The 1,632-nt window shown below is 49.5% G+C and carries 1 protein-coding gene; it reads right to left on the reverse strand.

Annotated features, from left to right (window positions below):
- On the reverse strand, positions 1-576 hold a 576-nt coding region (locus B0G52_RS36870; RefSeq protein WP_143762694.1), incomplete at its 3' end, for a transposase.
- Between the last annotated feature and the right edge of the window lie 1,056 nt (positions 577-1,632).

The following is a 1,632-nucleotide window of genomic DNA, read 5'->3' on the forward strand; positions in this document are numbered from 1 at the left end:
GCAGTCGTACTTGTCCTTTAACGGGATTTTCGATTGCAGTTTAATCACAATTTTGTCTGGAGTGCCGTCGCTCGCATCCGAAGCGCCGATCAGCAGAGGCTGTTCTTGTTGATGCCAGTCGAAGGAAGGAACCATCCGTTTGCAATAGACGGAATCCGAAACACGAACAATGCCCGATAGCAGCCGATTCGATTCTCTCGCAGCCATGGCGCGGCGAATTTTGTGACAGATTAACCAGGCTGTTTTGTAGGTGACATGGATCGCTTCGGAGAGCTGGCGGGCATTCACGCAGCGGGGCTGGGCATGCAGAAATATGGCCTGGAACCAACGATGAAGAGGCGTACGGCTGCCCTCCATAATGGTGCCGGCGATCAAGGAAGTTTGCGTATGGCAGGAGCGACATTCGTAGAGCGGAATCCGACGGGTGGAAATGAGATAGAAAAGCGGGTGGTTGCAGCGCGGACAGCGAAAGCCGTCGGGCCACTTCATCTCGAACAGAACAGAGAAACAATCCGCTTCCTCTTTATAGACGGAACAAAATTTTTGGAATTTCTCCGCGGCTTCTTTAAGGCTCATACGAATCTCCCTTCCGCATTAAACGAACGTTTGTTCTCTGCTTGATTATACCAAACATTTGTTCTTGTTTAAAGTTGTAATTAATTAATTAATTTTTCTTTTTACCCATCATGATTTCCAACTGACTTAAAGGGATATCGGCAAAAGGAGCGAAATGTGAACGGGAAGAAGGAGACGGACTGATCGAAAGGGATAGCGGCAAAAGGGGCGGAAAGGCGGTAGGGCGGGGCGGGTGCAGAGCGAACTGACTGAAAGGGATAGCGGCAAAGGGGGCGAAATGTGAACGGGAAGAAGCAGGCGGACTGATCGAAAGGGATAGCGACAAAAGGAGCGAAAAGTGGAACGGTGAGGGGCAGACGGACTGACGGAAGGGGATAGCGGCAAAGGGGGCGGAAAGGCAGTAGGGCAGGGCGGGTGCAGAGCGAACTGACTCAAAGGGATAACGGCAAAAGGCGCAGAGAATGAAAGGCGGGAGATAGAACGAACTGATGGAAAGGGATAGCGGCAAAAGGGGTGAAAGGGAGGTATGATGCCGGAGAGGACTGACGCGTTTTGCTTGAACGTGGACTGCCGGGAGTTTCTTTCCTATCGAGCAGAAGGCGCGTCGCTTGATCGCAGACTGAACATTCTTCCGGCCATGAACAAGAGAATGGGAAGGAAGTTGAAGGGAAGGAGAAGAAAGATACCGCCATTCATGGCGCCTTTGAACAGAAAAACGAATAAGGAGTGCGAAATGAACGGAAAGTAGAAAATCCATCCGATTCCGGTTCCAGGCGCCCCCCCTTCTCCGCTCGAAAGACTGGAAAGGCATAAAAAGAACCAAATGACAAACCCAATTATACTGGGGATGGAAACGGACCGTAAAAACTCGGGGAGATTATCGTTGTAATCAAGTTTAGTTCCGATAAATACATAAGCGATGATGGCAATCAAACTATACGCGATAAAGAAAAAATCCCAATGAATCGTCTACACTAAGTTGGACAGAAAAAAAGAGGGGGAGTAGAATACAAGAAAGAGTTGAAGGAGCGGATCGTTGATGTCACAGCAAAGACG

Origin of the sequence: Cohnella sp. SGD-V74 (genome assembly GCF_003001675.1) — a bacterium.
Classification (GTDB): Bacteria; Bacillota; Bacilli; order Paenibacillales; family Paenibacillaceae; genus Cohnella.